Here is a 3,408-nt window from a genome sequence, read left to right as displayed (position 1 = left end):
CGCCATGGCAACTAACACAAATGGCAAAATAGACGGTACATACAGTGTGCTGAAACGCCATTGGGTGGCGGTATCTAAAATGCCGCTCAGCGTGACAACCAAACTGGCACTCATCGTAAGCTGGCCCAAAAAGCCCAACGATATTGATACACTGGGTTCAGTGGCCTGTAATAACGCTTTAAGCCCGAGTTCCGGCAATCGCGTAAGTACCAACAGCACTACCGTGCCCCACAGAGGGAACGCCGCTTTTACCAATGTACCTAAAGATGGCGCATCGCCCTGCTGTTGTGTTGCAGGGAGACTTTCGTTGGTAAACTGACGGCTCAGGCCCACTCCGAATTTCGCCAATACCAGGGTTATTAGCAACCCAATAAAGCCGCCCAGCAACGATGGAAATTCCACACCGTAAAAGCTCAGTGCTACATAAGGTATGGTACAGGCACAGGTAGATAGCAAAACAAACACACTGTTTTGCAGAATATGCCGCCAGTCTGGCACCACCAGTCTGAGCGCAACAAACACAATGACCGGCGCAATAAGAGTGTTAATGATGGCGGCATACCTGGCCGAAGACATCAACACATCCTGCGGCAATGACAACAGCGATAACCCAAACCAAACTGGCGTTCCCATGGCGCCAAAGGTGACGGGGATGGTATTGAGCACCAGACAAAACAGCGCAACACGCAGTGGCGAAAAACCCAGGCCACAGAGAATGGGAGCCGCGATAGCAGCAGGCGTACCAAAGCCACTGGCGCCTTCTATTAAAAAGGCGAAAGACCAGCCAACCATCATCAACTGTGCCACCGGGTTGGTACTAACCCCGTTTAACGCCCCTTTTAAGGTATCCAATGCACCAGTAACTTCCATACTTTTAAATAAAAATACGGCACCGCCAATGATGGCCAGGGGCGTTAACGCCAGCAATAAACCACTGATCACATTGGCGTTTACCAACGATAACGACGACTGTCCGGTAAACATTACCAGCACATAAGCCACCACAGCACACAAAGGCAAGGCTTTGCCAGAAGCCATAGGATTGGGTTTAACCATTAAGTAAATCAGTAACAATAGCGGCGCGTAAGCTGCAACAAGCGAAAGCATTAACCGGTGCGTTCCATGCAAAATGAATACGAATACTGTAAAGCAAACTACGATGAAATTGAACGCACTACCCTTTGATTCAGCACAACATAAGCACTTAACCTGCTGCGTTTCGCCACTGCTGGGGCGTTTGTTGAAACCAGCGTTTAAAGGCGCGGGTAAAATTACCCGCGTGCTGAAATCCCAGCCGATAACTGATTTCACTTAATGGCAAGTTGCCTGCTTTCATCCACTGATGCGCTTGCTTTTTGCGCAATTCATCCAGAATTTGTCCAAAGGAAGTGTGCTTTTCAGTTAAGCGTCGTTGAAGCGTGCGCAAACTTATCCCGAGTTCGTCAGATGCCTTCTGAACAGTAATACTGCCCAGCGGCAGACGACTCAGCAACAGTGATTCCAGACGCGCTCGTAAATTCGCGCGATCCAGCCTGGCAATATACTCAGCCACCAGCACATCATTTTGGAGCGCTAGCTCGTGGCTGGCGGTTAGTAATGGCTGGTGCATGGCTTCAGTGGGAAAAATAATGCGATCATAGCCGGCATTAAAGTACACCGGGCACTTAAACAAGCGCTGCCATGGCATGGTGTCGTCGGGCATAGGGCGGCTCAACCACACCTGCTGCGGCCGAAAATCCGGCCGGTAAATGTGCCTGGCAGTAAGCACACAGGTACCAATAAATGCGTCGGTCTCCATCGGGCTCCAATCGGCAATATGGTGATCGCGATGCAAAGCAATCTCAACATTATCCCCGATATGTTGAATATGGAGTTCACCATAATCAGCAAACATTCGGAAGTTATCCGATAGCCTGGCAAATCCATCACGCATAGTATCACTTGCCCAAATAGCAAAGCCCAGTGCATGCCACGAGGTGGGCCGCACAAAACGGGCAACCGCCAATCCCAGCGCGGGATCGCCGGTTACATTGGTAGCCAAACGCCACAGCCTGTTTAAGCGCAGCAAATCACAACGGGCTTCCGGTAACGAAGCCTGTGAAGGTTCAATACCTACCTGAGTTAACAATGCCATACCGTCTATACCGTAGGCATTAACTGCCCGGCTTATCACAAGCGGCCAACTGCCAATGACACTGAAACCTTGCTCAGAATGAATCATAAAGGCTTGTTTTTATATGTATTAGTACACACACGTTACCCTTTCTTATCCAACACCTCAAACTCTATTTATCTTTACGCGCCAAACAACAATCATTTAGCGCCACCCAATTGCCAAAACACAATTTATTAACAACAATGAAACATCTCATTACCCTGCAACCCTACAGCAAACAACGGAGATGTGTATGCCGACTAAAATTCTGCAAGGTGCCAACAATGCGCAGTCTTTTCCCTTACTGATAAAAAACATATTTGCCTCGGCTGGTCGGTTTGAGCCCGAGAACCAGATTATCTATCGCGGTGAACAACACTTCAGCTATACCGATTTCACCCGTCGCGTTAAGCAACTTGCCAATGCGTTAAAGGCTGCGGGAGTGAAAGAAGGCGGCACGGTTGCAGTGATGGATTGGGACAGCCATCGCTATCTGGAATGTTATTTTGCGGTGCCTATGCTGGGTGCGGTATTACATCATGTGAACATTCGCCTGTCGCCAGAACAAGTGGCCTACACAATGAATCACGCGGAAGATACACTTGTACTGGTTCACGATGATTTTATGCCGCTAGCAGATCAGTTAGCGCCTCATCTGAATACAGTACAAGGGTATATTCGCTTAACCGACAATCTCAACGCTGTAGCGCCGGCTACAATCAATATTACTCCTGCAGGTGAATATGAATCATTGTTGGCTGCCAACAGCCATGAGTATGACTTCCCTGACTTTGATGAAAACAGCATCGCCACTACCTTTTATACCACTGGCACAACGGGCAATCCGAAAGGGGTGTATTTCAGCCATCGTCAATTGGTGTTGCATACCATGAATCTGGTGGGCATGCTGGGCAGTTATGAAGGCTTGCCGTTACTTCGTTCCAATTCGGTGTACATGCCCATTACACCGATGTTCCACGTACATGCCTGGGGTGTGCCCTATGCCGCAGTCATGCTAAACGCCACGCAAATTTATCCCGGACGCTACGAGCCCAATATGCTGGTTGACCTGATCCAGCGCTACAAAGTGGACTTTTCACACTGCGTGCCTACCATTTTACAAATGTTACTGGGGTGCGAAAAAGGTCAGCAGGCAAGATTTGATGACTGGAAAATCCTGATTGGAGGCAGCGCACTGCCCAAAGGCCTGGCACAAGCGGCTACAGACAAAGGGGCCGACATCTATTCCGCTT

3 protein-coding genes are annotated in these 3,408 nt (G+C 49.1%); 1 reads left to right on the top strand and 2 read right to left on the bottom strand.

Translation table 11 applies throughout. The features are described 5' to 3' along the window. Positions 1 to 1,107: L-lactate permease (locus ACLR2L_RS19615; RefSeq protein WP_413370636.1), on the bottom strand; the 1,107-nt coding region annotated here is incomplete at its 3' end. 97 nt (positions 1,108 to 1,204) lie between these two features. Continuing rightward, positions 1,205 to 2,221: an AraC family transcriptional regulator gene (locus ACLR2L_RS19610; RefSeq protein ID WP_413370634.1), complete on the bottom strand. Its 1,017-nt coding sequence runs from the start codon at positions 2,219 to 2,221 to the stop codon at positions 1,205 to 1,207. Positions 2,222 to 2,408: 187 nt separating this feature from the next. Here ACLR2L_RS19610 and ACLR2L_RS19605 point away from each other — a divergent pair. Then, a partial coding sequence (locus ACLR2L_RS19605) for an AMP-binding protein (protein ID WP_413370632.1) occupies positions 2,409 to 3,408 on the top strand: 1,000 nt, incomplete at its 3' end.

The sequence above is a fragment of the Alteromonas sp. AMM-1 genome, assembly GCF_047290655.1.
GTDB classification, from domain to species: Bacteria; Pseudomonadota; Gammaproteobacteria; order Enterobacterales; family Alteromonadaceae; genus Alteromonas; species Alteromonas mangrovi.
The sequence above is the reverse complement of the archived record's forward strand: the minus strand, read 5'-3'. Positions and strand labels throughout refer to the sequence as shown.

Coding starts and splice junctions, on each gene's coding strand:
- ACLR2L_RS19610 (WP_413370634.1), bottom strand. CDS start 2,221: ATGATTCATTCTGAGCAAGGTTTCAGTGTCATTGGCAGTTGGCCGCTT.